General features: G+C 39.6%; 21 protein-coding genes, 1 other RNA gene and 1 riboswitch. Of the genes, 5 read left to right on the top strand and 17 right to left on the bottom strand.

The window, feature by feature from the left end; genetic code table 11:
- Positions 1-29 precede the first annotated feature (29 nt).
- The 6 genes from B5X76_RS05935 to B5X76_RS05905 all read right to left on the bottom strand — a co-directional run bounded on the left by B5X76_RS05935 (position 30) and on the right by B5X76_RS05905 (position 7,806).
- Positions 30-488 carry an SRPBCC domain-containing protein gene (locus B5X76_RS05935; RefSeq protein WP_079642132.1) on the bottom strand — a complete coding sequence of 153 codons (459 nt, stop codon included), beginning with the start codon at positions 486-488 and terminating at the stop codon, positions 30-32.
- A gap of 153 nt (positions 489-641) precedes the next feature.
- Positions 642-2,858 (bottom strand): multicopper oxidase family protein, encoded by a 2,217-nt coding sequence (locus B5X76_RS05930; RefSeq protein WP_079642131.1) that lies wholly within the window; start codon positions 2,856-2,858, stop codon positions 642-644.
- A gap of 1 nt (position 2,859) precedes the next feature.
- Positions 2,860-3,747 (bottom strand): DUF3347 domain-containing protein, encoded by an 888-nt coding sequence (locus tag B5X76_RS05925; protein ID WP_079642129.1) that lies wholly within the window; start codon positions 3,745-3,747, stop codon positions 2,860-2,862.
- 735 nt (positions 3,748-4,482) lie between these two features.
- Positions 4,483-5,658 carry a glycosyltransferase family 4 protein gene (locus B5X76_RS05915; RefSeq protein WP_079642125.1) on the bottom strand — a complete coding sequence of 392 codons (1,176 nt, stop codon included), beginning with the start codon at positions 5,656-5,658 and terminating at the stop codon, positions 4,483-4,485.
- Positions 5,642-6,643, bottom strand: coding sequence for a lysylphosphatidylglycerol synthase domain-containing protein (locus B5X76_RS05910; protein ID WP_079642123.1), 1,002 nt, complete (start codon positions 6,641-6,643; stop codon positions 5,642-5,644). The genes B5X76_RS05915 and B5X76_RS05910 overlap by 17 nt, the downstream gene beginning before the upstream one ends.
- Positions 6,631-7,806 carry a glycosyltransferase family 4 protein gene (locus B5X76_RS05905; protein ID WP_079642121.1) on the bottom strand — a complete coding sequence of 392 codons (1,176 nt, stop codon included), beginning with the start codon at positions 7,804-7,806 and terminating at the stop codon, positions 6,631-6,633. Before B5X76_RS05905 ends, B5X76_RS05910 begins: the two co-directional genes overlap by 13 nt.
- A gap of 198 nt (positions 7,807-8,004) precedes the next feature.
- On the opposite strand from B5X76_RS05905, the gene B5X76_RS05900 reads away from it, so the two are divergent.
- Positions 8,005-8,988: an endonuclease/exonuclease/phosphatase family protein gene (locus tag B5X76_RS05900; RefSeq protein ID WP_245800968.1), complete on the top strand. Its 984-nt coding sequence runs from the start codon at positions 8,005-8,007 to the stop codon at positions 8,986-8,988.
- Positions 8,989-9,054: 66 nt separating this feature from the next.
- Positions 9,055-9,978, top strand: a complete 924-nt coding sequence (locus B5X76_RS05895) for an endonuclease/exonuclease/phosphatase family protein (protein WP_079642119.1) — start codon at positions 9,055-9,057, stop codon at positions 9,976-9,978.
- Positions 9,979-9,981: 3 nt separating this feature from the next.
- Here the strand turns inward: B5X76_RS05895 and B5X76_RS05890 are convergent, their stop codons facing one another.
- A complete protein-coding gene (locus tag B5X76_RS05890; protein ID WP_176140997.1) occupies positions 9,982-10,458 on the bottom strand; it encodes a copper resistance protein NlpE in 477 nt (158 codons plus the stop codon).
- Between the two features lie 231 nt (positions 10,459-10,689).
- Here B5X76_RS05890 and B5X76_RS05885 point away from each other — a divergent pair, with 231 nt between their 5' ends.
- Positions 10,690-11,022 (top strand): HopJ type III effector protein, encoded by a 333-nt coding sequence (locus B5X76_RS05885; protein ID WP_079642115.1) that lies wholly within the window; start codon positions 10,690-10,692, stop codon positions 11,020-11,022.
- Positions 11,023-11,065: 43 nt separating this feature from the next.
- Here the strand turns inward: B5X76_RS05885 and B5X76_RS05880 are convergent, their stop codons facing one another.
- From B5X76_RS05880 to B5X76_RS05860, 5 genes are all read right to left on the bottom strand, one after another.
- A complete protein-coding gene (locus B5X76_RS05880; RefSeq protein WP_079642113.1) occupies positions 11,066-11,584 on the bottom strand; it encodes an SRPBCC family protein in 519 nt (172 codons plus the stop codon).
- A 52-nt stretch (positions 11,585-11,636) separates the two neighbouring features.
- Positions 11,637-12,461, bottom strand: coding sequence for a VOC family protein (locus B5X76_RS05875; RefSeq protein WP_079642112.1), 825 nt, complete (start codon positions 12,459-12,461; stop codon positions 11,637-11,639).
- Positions 12,461-12,907, bottom strand: coding sequence for a VOC family protein (locus tag B5X76_RS05870; protein WP_079642110.1), 447 nt, complete (start codon positions 12,905-12,907; stop codon positions 12,461-12,463). The genes B5X76_RS05875 and B5X76_RS05870 overlap by 1 nt, the downstream gene beginning before the upstream one ends.
- A gap of 7 nt (positions 12,908-12,914) precedes the next feature.
- Positions 12,915-13,307: an SRPBCC family protein gene (locus B5X76_RS05865; RefSeq protein WP_079642108.1), complete on the bottom strand. Its 393-nt coding sequence runs from the start codon at positions 13,305-13,307 to the stop codon at positions 12,915-12,917.
- Between the two features lie 121 nt (positions 13,308-13,428).
- Positions 13,429-13,800 (bottom strand): DoxX family membrane protein, encoded by a 372-nt coding sequence (locus B5X76_RS05860; protein ID WP_079642106.1) that lies wholly within the window; start codon positions 13,798-13,800, stop codon positions 13,429-13,431.
- A 133-nt stretch (positions 13,801-13,933) separates the two neighbouring features.
- Here B5X76_RS05860 and rnpB point away from each other — a divergent pair.
- Both rnpB and B5X76_RS05850 read left to right on the top strand, forming a co-directional pair.
- An RNA gene (gene rnpB, locus B5X76_RS05855) (RNase P RNA component class A) lies at positions 13,934-14,319 on the top strand.
- A 182-nt stretch (positions 14,320-14,501) separates the two neighbouring features.
- Positions 14,502-15,866, top strand: coding sequence for a sigma-54-dependent transcriptional regulator (locus B5X76_RS05850; protein ID WP_079642104.1), 1,365 nt, complete (start codon positions 14,502-14,504; stop codon positions 15,864-15,866).
- Between the two features lie 394 nt (positions 15,867-16,260).
- Here the strand turns inward: B5X76_RS05850 and B5X76_RS05845 are convergent, their stop codons facing one another.
- The 5 genes from B5X76_RS05845 to clpP all read right to left on the bottom strand — a co-directional run bounded on the left by B5X76_RS05845 (position 16,261) and on the right by clpP (position 22,231).
- Positions 16,261-17,442: a homoserine dehydrogenase gene (locus B5X76_RS05845; RefSeq protein ID WP_079642102.1), complete on the bottom strand. Its 1,182-nt coding sequence runs from the start codon at positions 17,440-17,442 to the stop codon at positions 16,261-16,263.
- A 172-nt stretch (positions 17,443-17,614) separates the two neighbouring features.
- Positions 17,615-18,928, bottom strand: coding sequence for an O-acetylhomoserine aminocarboxypropyltransferase/cysteine synthase family protein (locus B5X76_RS05840; RefSeq protein WP_079642282.1), 1,314 nt, complete (start codon positions 18,926-18,928; stop codon positions 17,615-17,617).
- Positions 18,929-19,172: 244 nt separating this feature from the next.
- Positions 19,173-19,287, bottom strand: a riboswitch (SAM riboswitch).
- 124 nt (positions 19,288-19,411) lie between these two features.
- The gene (locus B5X76_RS05835; RefSeq protein ID WP_079642100.1) at positions 19,412-20,227 is read right to left on the bottom strand and encodes an AMP nucleosidase; all 816 of its coding nucleotides are present in this window, start codon (positions 20,225-20,227) and stop codon (positions 19,412-19,414) included.
- A gap of 57 nt (positions 20,228-20,284) precedes the next feature.
- Complete coding sequence (clpX, locus tag B5X76_RS05830) at positions 20,285-21,532, bottom strand: ATP-dependent Clp protease ATP-binding subunit ClpX (RefSeq protein ID WP_079642098.1); 1,248 nt, start codon at positions 21,530-21,532, stop codon at positions 20,285-20,287.
- A complete protein-coding gene (clpP, locus tag B5X76_RS05825; protein ID WP_079642096.1) occupies positions 21,533-22,231 on the bottom strand; it encodes an ATP-dependent Clp endopeptidase proteolytic subunit ClpP in 699 nt (232 codons plus the stop codon).
- Positions 22,232-22,273: the final 42 nt, after the last annotated feature.

Genomic DNA, 22,273 nt, shown 5'->3' with positions numbered 1-22,273 from the left:
TTTGTGTTTAAGTAATCGGGATGGCTTGCTTACTTGATATTCTTCATAAAATCAAAAGCGCCTGTACGAAGATTTATGCCGTATTCCAAGTAGGCTTTTAGACAGGCTAAAAAATTGGCCCATCCCTCGGTCTGACCGATCGCTTGCTGGATACCGCTTTCATCTGCCGTCATCTGGCTTTCTTTGATACGAACGACCGTGCTACCGTCTGCTTGCGATTCTAAGAATATTTCTACTAACATGCCTTCGGCACCACCGCTCCAGTCAAAAGAAATATATTCATTTTGATTGATTTGTTGGCCTGTTACCGGAAATTTATCTTCAAATTCCGGAAATTTCCATTGAACGGTTTTACCGGTTTCTAGCTGCCCGGTGCCGTGTTCGATAAAATAGTGATTCATCTTTTCTGGAGAAATGATAGCATCAAAAACTTGTTCTATGGGCTTCTGAATCTGAATTGAAGCTTTTGCTGATAACGTCTTGTTCATCTGTTGTTGTTTTAGTCGACTTGATTAGAAAGCCTTGTTATACTAAAAACAAAAATAGTGAAAATAGGTTTTTAGTTGTCCGTATAGCGAATCATAAAAAACAAATTCGCTACCCGTTAACCGAATAGCGAATTTGTTTCATCGTTGTTGTTTTTAGTAGTTGACCGCGAGACCTACACCAAATCCCATGTCACTATCATAATGCGTGCGAATTCCAAGGTTTTTATGGAGTATATACCTAAGATCTACCATGTACTCCTTATCGGTGTTGACCATGAACCCGCCTCGTAGCCTTCTGGAAAGCGGAATGTCTTCCCGCATTAAGGAGAGTCTGGCTATACCATCATGGTACACCTCTGCCTGAAAATTGATTAATAGGGGTAGGGTATACATTACTCCTAAACTGATAGCACTTCTATTGTCTTTCTTGTTTACCTGACCAAACATATTTTTCTCATGCTCATCTTCGCCCATTCTGCGATAGCGCCAATCGAAGCCAACGAAAGGCATAAGCCATTGCATTTTACCAATATATCTTCCCAGGTGGGTTTCGACTTCATAGCCATGCATATCATTATACCCCAAGCGCCATTCTGTTCCTAAACTCCAACGGGAATTCTGCAACATGGCGTCGCCATCATTTCCGTTGGTAGCAAAGTCATTTTGGGCCATGAAGTGCATCATGTTACTTTCTTTTTGTAGTGTCTTATAAGCCTTTTCTTTGTTTGGAAGCAAGGGGTTGTTGTAATTTCCCACCTCAAATACGCGATTCATTCCTGCCATCATATGGTACAGGATATGGCAATGGAAAAACCAATCTCCTTCACGATTGGCCTCGAATTCAATAATGTTGGTTTCCATAGGCATGATATCCATGACATTCTTCATGGGCGCATAATCTCCTTGGCCATTGATCAACCTAAAGTCGAAACCATGGAGATGCATAGGGTGCCGCATCATCGAATTGTTGTATAGTGTGATTCTGAGGACTTCTCCTTTTTTGACAGGAATTTTGTCTGTTTCCGACATTATCTTATTGTCCATGCTCCAGACATAGCGGTTCATATTTCCCGTTAGCTCAAACTTAAGTTCTCTAACGGGGGCATTCGCATCAAGTGTTGTTTTCTCCGTTGCTTTTAGCATGCCGTAATTGAGGGTTACTATATCACCACTACTATTATGCATGTCGTGTCCTTGATGCTCGGATGCGTTGTTGGGGGAAGATGTGGCTACTTCGGGATACATGACCGCATTCATGTCCATTTTTTGTAAACTCATCTGCATGCCCATGTCATTCATGTCGCCATTCATTTTCATCATATCGTTCATCATCTTCATCCCCTCAAAATAGCGTAGTCGCGGTAATGGGGCTTTTAATTGCCGGATGCCATTTCCGACGAAGAGCGATGCAGATCCCGAGCGGTCTTCCGCAGTAGCGACGAGCTCGTAAGAGGTGTTTTCTCCAGGAATAGTGACAATAATATCGTATGTCTCTGATACCCCTATAATTAGTCTGTCTACTTCGACAGGCTCGACATCGTTGCCATCATTTGCAATTACAGTTATTTTTCCGCCGGCATAGGTCAGCCAAAAGTAAGAGGAAGCTCCCCCGTTAGCTATCCGCAAGCGTACACGATCTCCCGCTTTGAACTGACTGAGTTGGCTTGTAGGCTGTCCGTTTATCAAGAACTGTTCATAGTAGACATCACTTACGTCCATTGCCTCCATGCGTTTCCATTCATTGGTTACTTTTGTTTTAAAATGACCTTCTTTTATTGCTTCTGCATAGCTCTGTACGGTATTTTTCTTGATGCCCGGCCAATCATTGGCCGTATGGAGCATACGCTGTACGGTCTCTGGTTTGGTATTGGTCCATTCGCTGAGCATTACGGATATGGTCGGGATATCGTCGATACCCTTTCGAAATGTAGGATCTCCTTTCCGCTTATTGAAGACGATGGATCCGTACATTCCGATTTGTTCCTGTAAGCCTGAATGACTATGATACCAATATGTTCCATTTTGGATTACCGGAAAACGATAGGTGTATGTAGTCCCAGGAGCTATCGGCATCTGGGTGAGAAAAGGGACTCCATCTTCTCGATTAGGAAGCCATACCCCATGCCAGTGTAGCGAACTACTTTCCTTCAGTTGATTATGCACAATGATTTCGGCTGTGTCACCTTCCGTAAATACCAATGTCGGCATAGGGATTTGACCATTTGCCGCAATCGCTCTTTTTTTAACTCCTCCATATGTTACAACGGTATCTTGAAGGTATAAATGATAGGTCACGGTCTGCTGCGCCTGTGCAAAAGTGATTAAAGCGAGCAGTATGGACAGGGTTATCTTGATCTTTCGTAGTATCATATTAGTCAATTTTCTCTTGTACACTACCGCAAGTCATCATTTTAGAGCCATAGTAAGGGTTTTTAATATTTTGTTCTAAACTCAACCAATTGGCTCCTTTGCCCTCATTATACATAGGACAGTTTTGGTAATATATAGGCTTGTCTAACGGGGAAGCTTTTACAAGTGCATAAACTTTTAAGGATAATGCTGCAAAATGTTGACGTTGGCTTGCGATGTCCTGACTGGTAGATATTTTGGTAGCAGATGTAGTAATCTCTTTCATATTGCTCATCCAGACTTGGTGTGCCTCATCTGTTAAAGATTCCATCTTTAAAGCTTCTATACCTGAGAGGATCTTTTTTGCCTGCGTCGCAGCAGCTTTTGGATCTGAATTTACAAGGGCATTTTTGAGTTCAAAATAAGGTGTTATGATGGTTTCGAATCCTTTCTCCTTATTCGCTTCTGCCATTGTTTGTTTATTCGTACTGTGTTGTGTATGGTTGTCGTGTTGCTTCGAATTATGGTCTGTATGTTGCGAGGTCGCAGGAGCAACTTCTTTACCTTTCAACGTTCTATCGTATTGGCAACAGCCATGTAATTTAGCATAGGTGTCATCCGGCGCTAGGTACTTTTCATTATCATACCCTGCTAGAGCAATACGTTTTAAAACAGCATCTGCAGATGTCTTTTCCGCATCGTAGCTAATATTTGCACTTTGCGTTGTAGCATCCCAAGTTACTTCAGATTCCTTTTTCTTGTTCCCAGCTTTCTCAATGGTCGCTTTGCACATACCACAATTGCCATTAATGTGGAAGGTTTCTGTTTTTGTGTTTTTGACCTGTGCTGATATAGTGGTTGTGGATAGTATTATGCTCGAGATACTGATCCAAAAATAATTTGCGTTCATATGTATATTATTTGTTATATAGTTATAGAAGTTATAAAAGTGATGAAGGTGTCTTTGATCACCGTTGTACTCTTTATCACAATCGTAACTTTATTTTATAGTCTTCATGTTCATAGGGGTGTATAGATATACAAACACCACATATGGTTTTTAGTTTTACGATAGAAATTGCGCAGATTGAATAAACAATAGGCATCATCCATCGAATAAAAAAAAAGTGAAATAGCGCCTGTTTTGGTACGATTCCGTAAGGATAAAGCGCACCTATGGCTAGGAAGGGTAGAAATTAACCTATTTTAGGAGGAAGCCAAATGGAAGAAAAACCTGGTAATACATGGTTGTCCTTGTGGTAAAAAGAACCTTTTGCATCGAAAAAGAAGTGACATTCATACGGTTTTTCCACGATCATGAACAATTGGAATTTTGGACTGTTCTGTTGACAACTGGCACCCTTGCATTTGCCATCACAATGATCTTTCTGTTCGTGTTTTGGGCCGTCTTCAGCCTGGCAGCAGCTATGTTCAGTAGCGTTTTGTTCGTGGTCACAACAAGAATGGGTAGTGGTCGTCGGCTTACTTTGCTCACAAGCAAAAACAACTTTAGTCAACGATAGTAGACTAAAGAGTAGTGTAAGCCATATAGCCAGGTACTTTTTCATGCGAAGTAAAAATACGTATATTTTTTTAAATGAAAATAATCTTCTCAAATAGATTTACAATAAACGTGCCTTATTCATTACATCTTTCGACAAATTTCAATAAAAGCGGAGCTGTAATCACGTGCCATTTTATCCCAACCGTAATTTAATCGGGTGTATTCTGTATAAGCACCAATATGTTTATGGAAAGATTCGCTGTCATTGATTATATTTTGGAGGATTGAAGTCCAAGCTGCCTCATCTTTGGAGGGAATTAGCAAGCCGTTTTTATGATGTTTTATAGCGCTGCTTATACCATCTATATCAGAAGCTATGACAAGACTGCCTGCCATAGATGCTTCGAGACAGACCAGTCCAAAACCTTCCATATCCCCTGGAACAGCTATGTTGGGCATGAGAAAGGCTATAGCGCTTTTTATTAATGTTTGTAAATCGTCGTTGGACACTTTGCCGAGATGCACCACCTTGGGGCTTTGCTCTGGAAGTAGCTTCTGTAGAACTTCTTGGTCTGATGGATGTCCTAAAAAAAGCATGAGAAGTGTGCGTAGTTTCTTTGGTAAAAGAGATAAGGTACGGTCTTTTATCGTTTTTTTTTGAGAATAAGGACCTAGCATGACGAGTTGGAAATCGCCCTCCAATCGTGGTATAACGTGTTGGATTAGCCAAGAAAATCCTTTGCGTTTTACGGGACGGCCAAGTGTGATAAAGTATTTTTTTTCTTGCTGTAATCCAGGGTGTCTTTGGTATATGCGCTGCGCATCGTCTTGATCTATCGTCGGACTTGGATCAACACCGTTTGGAATAGTCTGGATGATTTCTGCTTTTATTCCTCTGTCTAATGCTGCTTGGGCCGTGGCTTCACTTACGGCAAAGATGGCGTCGAAGTTGTTAAAACGAGGGATGATCTTTTTCTGGAAGTAAGACAGTGGATAGACTACATCTAAACCGTGCAGTGTTGCGGTTTTTTTTACATGCTCGTACCCTTTGTGAAAGGTTGCAAATGATGCAATTAGTCCATCGTTGAAGTGTAGGACCTGAATCTCAGGATTTACTTTCAGGAGTTTTATTATTCGAGCGTTTAATTTGAAGAAGAATAACCATAGGGGTTCCTTATGATCGTACACAAGCGTGTGTATTTTGAGGTATAGGGCCGTGCCGTTGATTAATTCGTAGCTTTGTTTTTCCATTCCACCTGTTGCGGGTGGAGATTTGTGGCTTATAAATAATACCTCAATATCAGAGCGCTGTTGCATGCTTTATCTCTTTTTTATGAAAAATAGTCATCAGAATACCGACTGCAATCCAGGTCAATTGTCTTAGACGTCGAAGTATAGAAATCGAAATCCATACGGTAGCTCCTTGAATACCAATTATTGTTAACGTTATTTTATTAGCAAGTTCTTCAATTCCAATCTGCCCTGGGATAGCGGCCCCCATACTTTTGATAATGATAACCGACATATCGAGAACTAGGCCGTGCATAGGTTGTATAGAAATTCCCATGAACGAAAGTAGAAAGTAAAACTCTAGGCTTCCGACAATCCAATGTAAAACAAAGAATAGGTAGGAGTACCAGAATAGTTTTTTTTCTTGCTGAAAGCATATTTTTGTGTTATAAAGGGTCGCAATTATGGAAGACTTTAATCTATTCCAAGTCGAGTTTTTCTGTACTGTTGGTTTTTCTTTTAGCGGTTTTGCCAACCAGATAAGTAAAGCGAGTTTGATGAGGAGTAATATCCCTATTGATCCCACGATCAGCGATTTTACTTCTATAGAGAATATATCTTGACGCTGGCTAAGAAGTAGCCACAGCATTGCAATAATGAATAACATCAGCTGTGATAGTGTAGCAGTTATTCTAGAAACTGTAACTGATTTAAGGGCTGTCTCGGAATCTATCTGATAGGCATTGAGGAGTTTCGCTTTTAATAGATCGCCCGCTACGACACTGGTTGGATTGAACAGTGCTAACGTTTCACCAATCTGTCGAATAATAAATAACTGAAATAAACTGATATTTTTCTTTTTGTCACCCATGCATACTTGCCAGCCCAGTGTACCCAATAGATAGGCTGTAAATGTCAAGAATAGAATATAAGTAAATTTAAAACCCACCCTATTAATTTCGTTTATCAAGGTGTTGTAATCCGTATTTATTACAAATAGAACTATAGATAGGAGAGCGATTATTACTAAAGCAATCTTGCTGAATTTTAGCCAGGTATTTAGTTTGCCCATGCCAAACCAGAGGTATTGCTTTTGAGACCTAATTGTTGTACATCTAGAAAATATTGGTGGGATAATTTGTTCCAGTCGAGCTGCGATACGAATTCAAGGCCTTCTCTTATGAATCTTTGTCGCAAAGTGGAGTTGTTGATGATCTTTTCTAGAAAGTAAACATATTCTTGTGCACTTTCGGGAGCGCATTTATATCCCGATATACCGTGTATGATCAGGGAGGCAGAACCGCCGCCGTTAGCAATGACACAGGGCAGGCCAGAAGCCATTGCCTCAACGACAACATTTCCGTAGGTCTCCGATGTGGAGGTAAATACAAATGCATCTGCCGACGCATATAATTTGGAAAGCTGTTCATGATTCTGCTTGCCTAGAAAATGAGCTTTTGGCATTTCTTGCATGGCGATGGATTTGGCAGTTCCTTCTCCTGCGATAATTAAATTATACCCACCCCCGGATTCTTCTAAAGTGTGATAGATCTCAATTAGTGTCTTTATGTTCTTTTCCCAGACGAGGCGGCTTACAAATAATATATTGGGGTTGGTATTTCCTGTGATACTCCTCAGGTACGCTTTGTCGCTCTTGGATGGGTTAAAGAGATTACAATCAATACCACGGGGCCAAATCTTTATTTTTTGATGGTCAATTCCGATATTGGAAAGTTCGGTAGCAATGGATTGGGTAGGTACGTAGGTTATTCCACAGCGGTTATAGAAGCTGAGCATTGCCTTCTTTATCCAGTGTTGGGTTGGTTTTACCAATGAGGTCATATTCCTGAAATAGTAATCTATATAGGATATGAAATGTGTATGATAAATGGTTAATACAGGGATACCTCGCTTTTTTGCGTAGTTGAGTGCAAAAAAGCCTAACAATGAGGGGGTAGCTATATGGATGGTATCTGGACCAAATTTATCCAGGGCCGATTCAAGCTTCGCCTTTATTAAGTGTGGGATTGCTAAGCAGTAATCTTCATTAACGGGAATTCTGAAAGAAGGTACCTTGTACGATTTAAAATTGCGGAATTGTTCCGGCCCATTGCCATAGATAAAGAAATAATCGAATTCGGTATTGTCAATACGGTCTATTAGCTGGAACATGGTGCGTGAAGCACCATCAAAATCTGCTATCAATATTTCAGTAAAGAAGGCTACTTTTCTCATCTCTTAAACTTTACCCGTAAAAATATTGCTCATGCATGATGTTAAGGATAAGTTGCGGTTAAGATTCTGTGAAGAATTTGTGATTAAATTCTTTTCTCTTCATATTTTGTGCATACACAGCATACGCATAAATAATATTGAAGTCAAGTTGAGTTTACATGAGGGGTCTAATTTTGTATTAGATCAGAATCAATAGCTATGTTGTTGTATTTATCTTATGAAAGAAATCGAAAGCAATGGAATATCAGGATTTTAATTCTATCGCTTGTATGTGGTCTAGCATGGTTGCTACTGGCTTTCAGAACAGAGGGCGGAGCGCAACAAAGGACCTTTGAACCTATTGTTTCTGCACTTCCAGTCGTTAACAGTGGAGAGATGACTATTCTGACGTATAATATAGCCGGACTTCCCGAGTTGCTATCTAGTGCCAAGACACCTCGTGAATCCAGCATTCAAATGATCGGAAAGAGAATCAATAGTTTTGATCTGGTGAATGTCCAGGAAGACTTCAATTATAATAAGTTTCTTTATGCGGATAATATGCATCCTTATCGTACCGCAAATATGGGAGGAGTACCTTTTGGTGATGGTTTAAGCACGCTGTCTAAGTATCCGATTACTAGGTTTGAGCGAGTTGCCTGGGGGGATTGTAACGGCGCGGATTGCTTAACTCCTAAGGGGTTTTCCTATGCAAGAGTTCAATTGGCTGGAAATGTCTTTTTGGATGTCTATAACGTGCATGCTACGGCACAAGATGATCTCAAGGCTACTATTGCTAGAAAACATAATCTTCAACAACTGGCTTCGTTTATTAGAGAACATTCTGATGGGCAGTCGATTTTGCTTATGGGAGATTTTAATGCCCATTATTCTTTTGAAAGAGAATGGATAAGGGATTTTCAAGAGCATGTGGATGTTGTTGATAGTTGGGTACTGCTGCAGAATAAAGGTGAGTTTCCAGAGATTGAAAGAGATTTCAGCGCGAAGCACGCTCTTAGTGTCACAGATCAGTGCGAAAGCATTGATAAGATTTATTTTAGGAATAGTGAGCATATAGTATTAACCCCAAGTACCTATAAAGTAGAACGGACGCTTTTTGAAAATGAGTTTGGGGAGCAACTGTCTGATCACTGCGCTGTATCTCTAAGGATCTCTTGGGAAATACGCAATAGCACACAATAAAATTTTACGGAATTCCATTAGGAATACTAAATTTGTGATTATCAGAGGAAGTCATGTATTATTTGGATGGTATATTTCTATAGTTTTCTTGTTTTACTGCTCCTGTTTTTCTTAAAATTCAAGAATGCCAAGAAGATATTAATTAGTGTCAAGCAGCCTCTCCTTGATTTAGATGATTTTAAGAACGGTGAGTTGCGGGTACTGACTTATAATATCGCTGGATTGCCTCAACGAATTTCTAGCGCAAGCACTCCCCGTCGAACAAGCATAGCTTTGATCGGTAAATATTTGAATTCATACGATATTGTGAATTTGCAGGAGGATTTCAATTATAATGCCTCTTTGTATGGCACTAGTACGCATAGATATAAGACTTTACATAAGGGGAGAGTGCCTTTTGGGGATGGATTGAGCACATTGTCTCGATTTCCCATTGTAGAATACAGACGTATTCCTTGGACGTCTTGTAGTGGCTCAGATTGTTTGACACCTAAAGGGTTTAGCTATAGTCAGATTCAGCTTTCCAAAAAGGTGACAATTGATGTCTATAATCTTCATGCAAATGCCCATGACACTGTTCGGTCCGCCCAGGCCCGTCGTAAGAATTTAGATCAGTTGGCGCAATACATATATGATCATTCTGCTGAACGTCCATTATTGGTGATGGGGGACTTTAATGCTCATTATGCTCATGGATTGGATAATCTGTTTGATTTTCTGAAGAAGACTGATCTGAAGGATGTATGGGTTAGTCTGATGAACGGAGAAAGCTTTCCTTTACTGGATCCAGATTTTGTAGCAAAGGACATGTTGAGTTTGACAAATAAGACCGAAAGTCTGGATAAGATTATGTTTCGAAATAGTACCCATTTTAAGTTCAAGCCTACTTTTTATGATATCGATAGTACTGTTTTTAAAGACGATAGTCGTCTTCCACTGTCGGATCATCTGGCTGTAGCCGTGAACTTAAAATGGGAATGGACTTCTTAAGTACTATTGTTGTGCTTTTTTAAGCTTATAATTTTCAGCTAGTGTACCGGTTATCTCCTTTCCTTCTGTATCGAGTTGTATGAGGATATTTTCTCCTACTTTGTATTTGGTGTCTGTATCTTTTCCTTTTAAGTGTACAACACTTCCATTGTCGTGCCACATAAATTTACCAGTATCTGCGACTGTGAGGTTACGGTCTTGATAAGTAGCCTTGTAGGAAAATGTTTCATCTTGATATAGTTTAACTTCGGTTTCGATTCCTGGGCAATCTGCACAAGGAACGGTGCCTTTGTATGTTCCCATCCAGTCAACAGAATTTTGGGAGGTGTGTTCGTCTGGATGAGCGTGATTGTGGCCATCGTTGTGATTGTGATGATGTCCTGTCGAATCTTGTTGTTGTGTGTTTTTTGAACTGTTCGAGTTACAGGCTGTCACAGCCAAAATTGAACATAGCGCAATCGTAGTAAGTGATTTGTTCATATCTAAAATTTTTGTAATGTGCTTTACCATAAGAAACCGTTTTGATTCCCTATTGTTTTGGTAAACTTACAAAAGTTACTCTTTATATTCTTTTCATACGTGTATAATATGTTTTTTAAAGGCCATTGACTTGTCCCGACTGGTCGGGATGGGAACTCATGTGTGTTTGTGCTTCGCGGTCGCAGGACTCTCGCTATTGCACGAAAAAGCGGTTTTTTGTAAGTTTGTACTATGAAAGATATTCAATTATTGGAACTACTGACGAAAGACATTCAGTTTAATGATGTACTGGAGGTTATCGCTAATGGTTATACTTATTCAGCATCTGCTTTTAAAAATGGCGATCAGTATAATGCTGAAAATGAAAATCAAGGAAGTGCCCGGGTACTTTATGCGGCTTATCTAAATAAGCTGACGGAGGAGGAGACATTGCGTCTTTTTGGAGAACATTTTCAATCGGTATTAAATAATCCAGAAGGATCAGATCATCAAAATATACGACAATTTTTAAAGCATGGATGGTCTGGCGTTAGTTTTGAACGCGAAGTATTGACCAGTAAATAGTAACTGTCCCTATTAAGTAGGGAACAGTTTGAAAAGATGCGATTTATTTTTCTAGAATTGCTTTCAGGTTTTTTAATCCTTCGTCAAAATCTTTGTTCATATCATAGCAAAGGGTCATTAAGTTAAAAGGATAAGGCATCTTTCCGTCTATAGCCCATTTGACCTGGCTTTGGTTTGGAGCTATAGAGTCCACCTGAATAAAAGATTTGTTTGCTTGGTCAGAGCCGTTGAAAAATAAATCCATTTCTACTCGTTTTCCTTCGTCTATTTTGGTGATAATCTGTTTGCCATCGCCTACTTTTTTGCTTTTCCAGTTATAAGTAAAACCTACTGTGGCATCAGTGCCTGTATATTCTTTTTGTATTTGTGGGTCTTGTTTGGACCAGTTGTCGTAGTTGCCTTGATTTTTTATTTGCTTTACATAGTCAAAGACCTCTAAGTGGGGTTTGTTGATTACGATTTCGCTGCCTGCGTGAAAATCCTTAGGCATTACAGCCGCAACAATCAGAATGATGGCTACCAGTCCAAGTATTGTGAATAGAAAATACTTTAAAAACTTCATATGTCAATGGTTTTGTTCGCCCTTTTATTACGAGAGGGCGTATGGTTGGTGATTAGTTTAATTCGTTAATTATTATTTTTTTCATTTTCATAAGTGCTGTTGTAGCACTTGGGTTTTGTAGCATTTTTTCTATTCCTTTTGGGATAACCTGCCAACTAACGCCATATGGATCTTTGCACCATCCACACATGCTTTCTTTTCCTTGCTGCGTAAATGCATTCCAATAGTAGTCGATATCCTCTTGATTGTCGCAGTGCACGACCAGAGATACGCCTTCATTGAAAGAAAAATTGTGCGTCAGTCCTCCATCCATTGCCATCAACAGGAAGTTATTTGCCGAGAATTGAGTATGTTGTACTTTACCAGATAGTTCTCCGTCTTGGTGTCTTAATATTCCAAACTTGTGAAATATCGGGAATACCGATTCATAGAATTCTATAGCTTCTTCACACTTGCCGTTTTGTTCTTGCGTGAATAACAAGGTTGGGACTATTTGCTGTCCGTTTACGCCATTTAAATCACCTAGATAAAGCTGCCAACTAACACCATATTTGTCTTCTAACCAACCGTAATGATCGCTCCACGGATATTTGTCTAGCGCCATAAGTACCTTGCCCTCGGGGAGCAGTCTTTCCCAAATCGTATCTAATTCTTCTTTCGTTTCTAAAGTGGCCATGAAAGAAATAGCGGGGTTAGGCCTAAAAGCCGCCCCTCCATTTATTCCTGTAAACTGAACTCCCGAAAGTGTCGCGTCGGTTACGATAGCGTCACTATGATGGACTTGGCTCTTTGGGAAAATTGACGCATAAAAATGCATTGCTTCTTTGGCCTGCTGGTCAAACCATAGAGCAATTGATATTTTAGCATTGTCTTTCATTATTGACTCATTTTGCTCTTACCTTCGTAATGAATCATCCAGGATGTCCCAAACTGATCGGTAAAAGAAGCATACAGTTCTGCGAAAAATTGTTCTCCTAATGGCATTTCTACATTTTGAGCATTGACAACCAATGCGTCATACAGTTTCTTTGCTTCTTCTGGAGATTCTACATCCAGCATAATGTACGTGTTGGTCCCAGGAACGGCCTTATGGCCAAATTGTTCTATACAATCAGACCCCATAAGCATGCTGTCAGCATTAATCATTAGTGCAGTATGCATTATTTTGTTTTTGTCTTCTTCTGCAAGTGGGAAGTTCGGATCAGCAGGCATATCACCAAATCGATAAGTACCGACACCATCGGTATTAAATACCGTTCTATAGAAAGCAAATGCTTGTTCGCAATTGCCGTTAAAATTTAAGTACGCATGAATCTTTGCCATGTTATATTTATTTAGTAGTGTAATTTGAAAGGCATTCTTCTAAATTGCCCAATCCCATCTGAAAACCTTCTCGAAAGCCCATTTCAAGAATATCGTCCATGGCTTTTGTCGATTGGAAGCTGATGAGATTGGTTACCGTTGTTTCTCCTTGCGTTTGTTCGAATGAGGTGTGCCATTTGCTCCCTGGGTGCTGACTATAATTTTTCGCGCCATTTTCGTCACAGAATGCATCTTCTCCAATAAAATATTGAAGTGGAGATATTTCTAGATATTCGATCAAACTCCACATTTTCTCTCCTTCGGGCGAGACCATAGCATATAACCACCTGCCATCTTGAACAAAATTCATTTCTTTAGTTTCTACTTTCCAAGGGTGTGGTGCCCACCAGTTATCCAATATCGCGGATTGTGTCTAGGCTGCCCAAACTAGCTCTAAGGATGCCTTATATTTGGAAGTCACAGTGATTGTATGCTTATTTCTATCTATATCGAATACGTTATTGCTCATGATATGTCTGGTTTTAGTTAAGCAGGTGTTTGTATTTTTCTCTCCCCTCAACGATAATCCAGATATTAATCAAAAAGAGTACAATTGCCAACGGAAGACCTTCCTGCGCATAAAAGAAATGGTGTAGTAGAATGCCTATTATAATCGGAAAGATCATTATAGCGGCTAAGTTTCTTGTCTTAGGGATAATGAATAATAGTCCGGCTACAAGTTCTATCGTTGCAATTAGAGGCATCAACCATTTGATGGTACCAAATGCTTCATTTACTTTACGGAGTTCATCAGGCATTTCAGGAACAGGAATATACATGAAAAATTTATTGAGTCCTGCGTTTATGAAGAGCAGGCCAAACAATAGGCAAATAATAAATTTTACGATTTTCATGGTCTTCTTTTGTTTATAATCTGATAATTATTTCTTAAAGTTATCATTGAGATAAAGAAAACAACTTACCATAAGATAAGTTTTACAATTTTTTAAAATATTTGTCACTAAAAATATACTACTTTTGCAGGAGAAGCAAACTGGTTCTATCGCTGTTTCGATGTTATCGGAAGAGAGGAAAGTCCGGGCAACAAAGAGCAACACGCTTCCTAACGGGAAGGGCCCAATTTATTGGGTACAGAAAGTGCCACAGAGAATATACCGCCACGATTTTCGGGGTAAGGGTGAAAACGTGAGGTAAGAGCTCACGGTATTGTATGGTGACATGCATTACGGTAAACCTCGTGTGTTGAAAAACCAAATAGGTTGTAGGAATCGAAGGCTGCTCGTCTTCTTCCGATTCGTCGGAACCTGCAATGGGTAGGTTGATGGACCCCATGAGTGATTGTGGGGCTAGATAAATGATAGAGATCTCGATACATCGGGATACAGAACCCGGCTTACAAGGTTTGCTTCTTTTTTCCTTTTTATAGTTTTCCGTCGTTTTAGACGCAACAGTATTATGATCTAAGTTGAGACTTTCGCTTTTCATTTTTTCTTTCTGAAATTATCATTTTGGAAGGTGATTCAGCACTATCGGTGATTCATTGGAATCCTGAAAGTTTTTTCTTATTTTGCTCGACATTAATTCAAATGTGAATATGGCTACAGTTTTAATAATTGATGATGAACGTCCTATCCGTAGTTCTCTGCGTGATATTTTGGAGTATGAGGATTATAAAGTTTTTGATGTAGACAATGGTATAGATGGTTTAGAAATTCTTAAAAAAGAGAAGATCGATCTTACACTCTGTGATATCAAGATGAATAAAATGGATGGGATGGAGGTTCTGACTGCTGCGAAGGAGTTTTCTGATACGCCATTTATTATGATTTCTGGACACGGTACCATTGAGACTGCTGTTGAAGCTGCTCGAAAAGGGGCATATGACTTTCTGGAGAAACCGTTGGACTTAAATCGTTTACTGATCACGGTGCGTAATGCGCTCGAAAAGGGGTCTTTGGTAAAAGAAACAAAGGTACTTAAGCGTAAGGTTTCAAAAACAAAGGAGATATTGGGTAGCTCTGATGGTATTTCACTTATCAAGGATAGTATTGAGAAAGTTGCACCTACAGAAGCAAGAGTACTGATCACGGGGGCCAATGGTTCGGGAAAAGAGTTGGTAGCACGATGGTTACATGAGAAATCTAATAGGGCTTCATCTGCACTTGTTGAAGTAAACTGCGCGGCCATTCCATCCGAACTGATCGAATCTGAGTTGTTTGGACATGAAAAAGGGTCATTCACATCGGCTGTAAAGCAACGGATAGGTAAGTTTGAGCAGGCTAGTGGGGGTACGTTATTTTTGGATGAGATTGGAGATATGAGCCTGTCTGCGCAAGCAAAAGTATTACGTGCTCTTCAAGAGAATAAAATAACCCGAGTAGGAGGAGAGAAAGAAATTTCGGTGGATGTACGTGTTGTGGCTGCAACCAACAAGGATCTTTTAAAGGAAATCGATGCAGGCAATTTCAGAATGGACTTGTACCATAGGCTTAGTGTCATCTTGATCCATGTACCTTCTTTGGCAGATCGTAAAGATGATATCCCTACTTTAGCTACGGCTTTTTGTGAGGAGATCTGTGCCGATTACAATATACCAACTAAGGAAATCACCGCTGAAGCTATGAAAGCACTACAGGCTCTTCCGTGGACGGGTAATATTCGGGAGCTGCGCAACATGGTCGAACGCCTTATTATTTTGAGTGATCGTAAGATAACGGAAAAGGAAGTCAGCTCTTTTGCAAATCCTTCTGTGTCTACTCATCACGGGTTGGGAAGCGGAACATCTATGATTGATTTGGATAGAATGAATAATTTGGAAGATTTTTTAACTTTCGCTGAAGAGAAGTTTCTGGCATATAAGCTAAATAAAAATAGTGGTGATATGGAACGAACCGCTAAGGTTGTGGGGGTTTCGGAGGAGGGACTTCGTGATCGAGTGAAGAAATACAATATTGTATAATGATTAAAAAAAGGGCATCAGCCCTTTTTTTAATCATTATACTTTCGTTTTTGTTTATTATATAACATAAATATCACTATAACAAGTAATATAATTCCTATAATAATAAACACGGTTGGTGATTGTTGATCTGAATCCATTCCTGACTGTGCCCACCCCATATTAGAAAGCAACATCAGGAAAAATACACTATGCCATTTTCTCATAATACTAATATAAATCGTTAACCACTAAATATACTTAATATTGTTGGTTAAAGCAATTGATTTAAAGTTTTTTAACATCTTAATAACACCCTTTTTTTAGGAGATGAGACGTTTTTTTGAAGGTGCAATAAAATACAAGAAGGTGTCCCGAACAGGACACCTTCTTCATAATTCTAGGGGCTAATATGTTAAGATATCTCTGCTAAGAAATATCCCGGTTGGTTAATTAGTTCTCTTTTGTTAATGATCTCCTGTAAATTGATGTGCCCGATTACGTATTTGTAATCCTCTCCATAAAACCGCTCAGAGATATTCTTGAAAGCTATGTTCTCCAAAATATTTTCATCCTCATAACGGAAATATACTTTGATGTCAAAATTTGTAGAATATGCTAGTTCTTGGGCATCCAAGTGTTTTTTGTATTCATAGCGATAGTCGTATCTCAGCGCTGTAATATCAGAAAGCACAGCCGATCCTGTCGGATGTCCTCCTGCACCTTTGCCGTAGAAAAACTGTTCGTCTGCGAACGCAGCTTTGACTAATACGCCGTTATTCTCATTTTCTACATTGAATAGCATGCTATCTTTAGCGATGAACTTTGGAATAACATATAATACGACTTCACGGTTACTTATTTCTTTAGCTAAAGGGATAAGTTTAATTTTGAAGTTCTTCTCTTTAGCATACCGAATATCAGCTGTATTGAGCTTGTCTATTCCTAGGTTAAGTATCTTATTCGGGTCCACAAATAAGCCGTATGCATGCGATGCTACGATTGCTAATTTGAACTTAGGATCATAACCACCGACATCCAAAGTGGGGTCTGTTTCTGCAAAGCCTAATTCCTGCGCTTTTTTCAGGGCCGCATCATAGCTCTGGTTTTCGTTGAATATTTTCGACAAGATATAATTAGACGAACCGTTAAAGATACCACTTACCGAATGTAACAACTCATTGTCATAGTATTCCTCTAGGTTTCTAATGATTGGGATACTGCCACATACCGCCCCTTCGTATAACAAAGACGTGCCGTATTTTTGCTGCAAGGCTGTAAGCTCCTGCAGGTGGGTCGCAATCATCTTTTTGTTTGCCGATACTACGTTTTTACCTGTTGAGAGTGCTTTTTTTGTTATTTCAAATGCTGCATCTGCATCGTCTATCAATTCGACTACTGTATTGATTTCGGGATCATCCAGTATAGCGCTAGCATCTGTCGAAAAGAGTTCCGCCGGTAAGCTTCGCTCTTTTTGAGCGTTTTTGATAACGAACTTTTTGATTTCTAGATTGAGATTTTTAGTTTTGATAATGTCGTACAACCCTTGTCCTACAACACCAAATCCAAACATACCAATTGTAAGCTTTTTACTCATTTCCCTTTTTTATACTGTGATTTAAGTTTTACTATTCCTGTTGTTGTTTTTTTCTGAAAGTGTCCGTTTTATTGATTCGCTTCAACTCATCAAGGCATCAATGAGCTCTTTTTGCTCGGTTTAATGGACATCAAGAACTTTCATGTGTGTTTGCAATCTGTCAGCTAGCGGATCATGAAAGTTTTATCTTGTCGAAGGCTTGCTGTAAGTCTGCTTTTATATCGTCAATATGCTCAATCCCCACAGATAGGCGTAGTGATCCAGGATAAACTCCTGCTGCCTTTTGTGCCTCAGCACTTAATTGTTGGTGCGTTGTTGCAGCAGGGTGTATAATCAAAGTCTTCGCATCGCCAACATTTGCTAAGTGGCTTACAAGTTCTAAGGAGTCAATAAATTCATCTGCTTTCTGCGCGCCTCCTTTTATCGTGAAGGAGAGAACGGCTCCATATCCATTTTTAAGATACTTCTGTGCCAATAGGTGATAAGGGTGACTTTTTAGGCCTGGGTAGCTTACTTCTTCAACTTGAGGATGTGCTTCTAGCCATTGTGCTATTTCCTGTGTATTATCAACATGGCGCTGTACACGTAAGGATAGTGTTTCTAGCCCCTGTACAAGCAAGAATGAGTTGAATGGAGATAATGCCGGACCAAAGTCTCTGAGTCCCTCCACACGTGCTCTTATGGCGAATTGGATATTTCCAAAAGGACCGTCTATTCCGAATACATCAGAGAACACCAAACCATGGTATCCTTCAGATGGTTCGGAGAATTGTTTGAATTTTCCATTCCCCCAGTTATAGTTACCTCCGTCGATGATTACACCTCCTATACTTGTACCGTGTCCACCTATCCATTTTGTCGCAGATTCAACTACCACATTAGCTCCATGCTCGAGAGGTTTGAACAAATATCCACCTGCCCCAAATGTATTGTCAACAATTAACGGCAGGTCGTATTTGCGGGCTACTGCAGCTATTTTTTCGAAATCAGGTATATTGTAGCTTGGATTACCAATTGTCTCAACGTATATTGCTTTTGTTTTATCGTCTATTAACTTTTCAATGTTTTCAGCATCCGTATTAGCTGCAAATCTAGCCTCGATACCTAGTCTTTTGAAGGATACCTTAAACTGGTTATAGGTACCACCATAAAGGTTTGCGCCAGATACGAAGTTCTCTCCACTTTCTAGAATATTTGTTAGCGCTATAAATTGCGCTGCTTGCCCTGATGCCACTGCTACTGCCGCTACACCACCTTCTAGTGCTGCTATCCTCTTTTCGAAGACATCAGTCGTAGGATTCATAATACGGGTATAAATATTTCCAAACTGCTTCAATGCAAATAGATTTGCGCCGTGCTCTGCATTTTCAAATACAAAGGAGGAGGTTTGGTAGATAGGTAATGCACGGGAACCTGTTGTAGGGTCTACTTCCTGTCCTGCATGTACTTGTAATGTTTCGAAATTTAAACTTTTATTGTTAGCCATTTTAATTTTTTTTTGATGTAAGATATTATATGAGAATGCGAAAGAAATGTGGTTTTTGGTCGTCATTTATGGTGCCAAATTGCATATCACCTTATTATTGGGGATTGCAAAAGGTACTGACGACTAGCGCATTCGGGTGGAGGTACAACTGATGTTAGTTGTATAAAAGCAGGCCTTGCGAGTAGGGTTACTGTTCGCAACAATTGTTAATTGTCTTGTGAAATTTAATGTCATAGTCTTCTTTCATTTATATGCTCCAAAGATTTATTTCTTTGGACAGGAATTGGCACCTTTTCAAATCCTTTTTGAAGGTTGCCAGCGGGTCATTGAGCCAGTCTCTCGCCGCTTCTTTATAAACCAAGACCTATACTAGAAAGGTGTTGATTAGATACACTACTATCGAAGTGCAGAGCAAATATAATACAAACTTTTAAATATCAAAAAAAATAGGATAAGTTTCTGCTAACTGTTGCAGCCAAGCCCTTAAAACTTCAGGTGCTTGACTGTTAGTCCATTGTTGATAAGTTGCTTTAGGGCAGCTATACCAATAGTTAAGTGGGTTTCGACAAACTTTGCCGTTACAGATAGATCGCTTTCGATTGTTTTTACTCCTTCAGGGACCATTGGTTGGTCAGAGACTAGTAGGAGTGCTCCCGTAGGTATTTTGTTTGCAAAACCAACACTGAATATCGTTGCCGTCTCCATATCTACTGCCATGGCACGGATAGATTTTAAGTATTTTTTAAAAGCTTTGTCGTGTTCCCATACACGTCTATTTGTAGTATATACCGTTCCTGTCCAATAGTCTCGCGCATGATCACGGATTGTTGTCGATATCGCTTTTTGCAATGCGAATGCGGGTAGGGAAGGTACTTCGGGCGGGAAATAATCATTCGAAGTTCCTTCTCCTCGAATAGCTGCGATAGGTAGTATTAATTCTCCTACGGCAATTTTCTTTTTTAATCCACCTGTTTTTCCTAGAAATAAGACTGCTTTGGGTTTTATTGAAGACAATAGATCCATTACCGTGGCCGCCATAGGACTTCCCATGCCAAAATTGATAATGGTTATCCCATTTGCCGTACACGCTTGCATCGCTTTATCTTCGCCATAGATAGGAGCGTCTTCGTGCATAGCTGAAAACATCTTAACATATTTGGAGAAATTTGTCAGGAGGATATACTCTCCAAACTCTTCCAAAGGTTTTCCTGTGTAACGGGGCAACCAATTTGAAACAATATCTTCTTTTGATTTGAGTCCTGGTGTTATGGGGCTCTCTACAGATTTAGCTTTTTTCATGTTCCGTCGTTTTAATTAAAAAATAATCCCCCACCGAATGGGTGAGGGATCGTTGTATTAGGCTACTTTCAATTTCTTTATATCTGATTTTGCAAATTTTTTCTTCGCATAATCGAGCGTTATATGTAGGGTAGTGTCCTCACTCTCTTCTTTGCTGGTCGGTATCTCGAACATCGCATCGAGCATGATCGCCTCACATATACTTCGTAGACCTCTGGCACCGAGTTTAAATTCCCACGCCTTGTCAACGATAAAGTTATAAACCTCTTTGTCAAATTTAAGTTCGACTCCTTCGTACTCAAATAATTTAACATATTGCTTTATCAACGCATTTTTTGGTTCTGTTAGGATACTCAATAGAGTCTCTTTGTCGAGAGGGTTCAAGTGCGTCAATACTGGTAGTCGGCCTATCAGCTCTGGGATTAGACCGAAGCTTTTTAGGTCTTGTGGTGTTATATATTTGTATAGATTATTAAGGTCGATATCTTCCTCGTCTTCTATCATTTTATAACCTACTGTTTGAGTTCTTAAACGGTTTGCGATTTTCTTTTGTATACCGTCAAAAGCTCCACCACAGATAAATAAAATGTTACTGGTATTTACCGTTATCATTTTTTGATCCGGATGTTTACGACCACCCTGAGGAGGTACGTTTACATTCGTTCCCTCTAATATTTTAAGCAAGGCTTGTTGTACACCTTCCCCAGACACATCCCTCGTAATCGAAGGATTATCGCTTTTACGGGCTATCTTATCAATCTCGTCAATATAGATGATACCTCTTTCAGCAGAAGCTACATCGTAGTCAGCAGACTGTAGTAAACGGGTAAGTATACTTTCTACATCTTCTCCCACGTAGCCGGCTTCTGTCAATACAGTAGCATCCACTATGGAGAAAGGTACATTAAGAATTTTGGCAACTGTTTTTGCCAATAATGTTTTACCTGTACCGGTTTCTCCAACTATGATTAAGTTAGATTTCTCAATTTCAGTTTCATCGGAACTTGATTTTTGATTCAATCTTTTATAGTGATTGTATACCGCTACTGAAATAACTTTTTTAGCGTCATCTTGTCCAATTACATACTGGTCTAAATGCTGTTTGATTTCTAAAGGGCGGATCAATTTCAGCGTGGTTTGTAGCGATTTGTTTTTTCGCTGGTTTAATTCCTCCGCTAAAATTTCGCCCGCTTGCGTCACGCAGCGATCACAGATATGCGCGCCATCTCCGGCGATCAGCATCAATGCTTCATTTTTGCTAATCCCACAGAAAGAACAGTGGATATCTTTGTTGTTCTTGCTCATTTATTTACTTTCTTTTCTAGGTGCTAAGACCTCATCAATCATTCCAAATTCCTTTGCTTCTGCAGCCTTCATCCAGTAGTCACGGTCAGATGATTTTTCAACCCATTCATAGGATTGACCTGAGTGCTCCGCTATAATGGTGTACAACTCTTCTTTAAGCTTTAACATCTCACGCAAATTGATTTCCATATCTGCTGCTACTCCCTGAGCACCTCCAGAAGGTTGGTGAATCATGACACGTGAGTGTTTTAATGCAGCGCGTTTTCCTTTTGCTCCAGCAACCAATAAAACTGCTCCCATAGAAGCTGCCATACCTGTACAAATTGTAGCCACATCTGGAGAGATATACTGCATGGTATCATAGATTCCTAATCCTGCATAAACACTGCCTCCTGGGGAGTTAATGTATATTTGTATATCGCGCTGTGCATCAGTTGATTGTAGGAACAATAATTGTGCCTGAATAATGTTAGCGACCTGATCATTGACACCGTCTCCTAAGAAAATGATACGATCCATCATTAATCTAGAGAATACGTCCATCTGTGCAACATTTAATTGACGTTCCTCAACGATGTAAGGTGTCAAGTTGGTTGGTGACTGAGTCTCTATACGGGAAATAAAACCATCAACATGTTGAGAACCAATGCGGTGATGTTTAATGGCATATTTTCTAAATTCGTTTTTATCTATATTCATTTTTTGGTGATTTTACTTTTATAAATTATTAGACTAATATAA

It is taken from the genome of Sphingobacterium nematocida, from assembly GCF_900168125.1.
GTDB classification, from domain to species: domain Bacteria; phylum Bacteroidota; class Bacteroidia; order Sphingobacteriales; family Sphingobacteriaceae; genus Sphingobacterium; species Sphingobacterium nematocida.
This window is presented reverse-complemented; position numbering and strand designations above follow the sequence as displayed.

Excerpts from the sequence above, each read along its gene's own strand:
- B5X76_RS05875 (WP_079642112.1), bottom strand. The coding sequence starts at position 12,461 with ATGAAAGACAATGCTAAAATATCAATTGCTCTATGGTTTGACCAGCAG.
- B5X76_RS05890 (WP_176140997.1), bottom strand. The coding sequence starts at position 10,458 with ATGAACAAATCACTTACTACGATTGCGCTATGTTCAATTTTGGCTGTG.
- B5X76_RS05930 (WP_079642131.1), bottom strand. The coding sequence starts at position 2,858 with ATGATACTACGAAAGATCAAGATAACCCTGTCCATACTGCTCGCTTTA.
- B5X76_RS05935 (WP_079642132.1), bottom strand. The coding sequence starts at position 488 with ATGAACAAGACGTTATCAGCAAAAGCTTCAATTCAGATTCAGAAGCCC.
- B5X76_RS05905 (WP_079642121.1), bottom strand. The coding sequence starts at position 7,806 with ATGAGAAAAGTAGCCTTCTTTACTGAAATATTGATAGCAGATTTTGAT.
- B5X76_RS05895 (WP_079642119.1), top strand. The coding sequence starts at position 9,055 with ATGGTATATTTCTATAGTTTTCTTGTTTTACTGCTCCTGTTTTTCTTA.
- B5X76_RS05910 (WP_079642123.1), bottom strand. The coding sequence starts at position 6,643 with ATGGGCAAACTAAATACCTGGCTAAAATTCAGCAAGATTGCTTTAGTA.
- B5X76_RS05840 (WP_079642282.1), bottom strand. The coding sequence starts at position 18,928 with ATGGCTAACAATAAAAGTTTAAATTTCGAAACATTACAAGTACATGCA.
- B5X76_RS05915 (WP_079642125.1), bottom strand. The coding sequence starts at position 5,658 with ATGCAACAGCGCTCTGATATTGAGGTATTATTTATAAGCCACAAATCT.
- B5X76_RS05900 (WP_245800968.1), top strand. The coding sequence starts at position 8,005 with ATGTTGTTGTATTTATCTTATGAAAGAAATCGAAAGCAATGGAATATC.
- B5X76_RS05850 (WP_079642104.1), top strand. The coding sequence starts at position 14,502 with ATGGCTACAGTTTTAATAATTGATGATGAACGTCCTATCCGTAGTTCT.
- B5X76_RS05925 (WP_079642129.1), bottom strand. The coding sequence starts at position 3,747 with ATGAACGCAAATTATTTTTGGATCAGTATCTCGAGCATAATACTATCC.
- clpP (WP_079642096.1), bottom strand. The coding sequence starts at position 22,231 with ATGAATATAGATAAAAACGAATTTAGAAAATATGCCATTAAACATCAC.
- clpX (WP_079642098.1), bottom strand. The coding sequence starts at position 21,532 with ATGAGCAAGAACAACAAAGATATCCACTGTTCTTTCTGTGGGATTAGC.
- B5X76_RS05870 (WP_079642110.1), bottom strand. The coding sequence starts at position 12,907 with ATGGCAAAGATTCATGCGTACTTAAATTTTAACGGCAATTGCGAACAA.
- B5X76_RS05880 (WP_079642113.1), bottom strand. The coding sequence starts at position 11,584 with ATGAAGTTTTTAAAGTATTTTCTATTCACAATACTTGGACTGGTAGCC.
- B5X76_RS05845 (WP_079642102.1), bottom strand. The coding sequence starts at position 17,442 with ATGAGTAAAAAGCTTACAATTGGTATGTTTGGATTTGGTGTTGTAGGA.
- B5X76_RS05885 (WP_079642115.1), top strand. The coding sequence starts at position 10,690 with ATGAAAGATATTCAATTATTGGAACTACTGACGAAAGACATTCAGTTT.
- B5X76_RS05860 (WP_079642106.1), bottom strand. The coding sequence starts at position 13,800 with ATGAAAATCGTAAAATTTATTATTTGCCTATTGTTTGGCCTGCTCTTC.
- B5X76_RS05835 (WP_079642100.1), bottom strand. The coding sequence starts at position 20,227 with ATGAAAAAAGCTAAATCTGTAGAGAGCCCCATAACACCAGGACTCAAA.